Here is a 285-nt window from a genome sequence, read left to right as displayed (position 1 = left end):
ATGAAATTCCGGTCGGTACAATTCTCGGCGTGCTGAGCAGTGCCTTCTTCCTGTATCTCGTTTTAAGGAAGTCCGCCCGTGGTGCATGAAACAATCTATCCGGTGCGCAGTGAAAGCACATTGCCGGTTGAAAATCCGGCCAACCGCCGTAGCGCGTTGAAAAGACTGGCATTGCTCGCACTGCTTGCGCTGATTGCCATCGCAGGCTTTATGACGATTGGCGCTAAGGGCAGCTGGAGCTTTGTGCTGCCGTTTCGCGGCACCAAGCTTGCCGCGATGATTTTG

Annotated in this window: 1 pseudogene; it reads left to right on the top strand. The window is 54.4% G+C overall.

Annotated elements, in window-relative coordinates:
• Positions 1 to 120: 120 nt before the first annotated feature.
• Positions 121 to 285: pseudogene (locus HBA93_RS20675) on the top strand (iron chelate uptake ABC transporter family permease subunit); the annotation flags it as partial.

Source organism: Ochrobactrum sp. SFR4, from assembly GCF_019730395.1.
In the GTDB taxonomy this organism is placed as follows: domain Bacteria; phylum Pseudomonadota; class Alphaproteobacteria; order Rhizobiales; family Rhizobiaceae; genus Pseudochrobactrum.
This window is presented reverse-complemented; position numbering and strand designations above follow the sequence as displayed.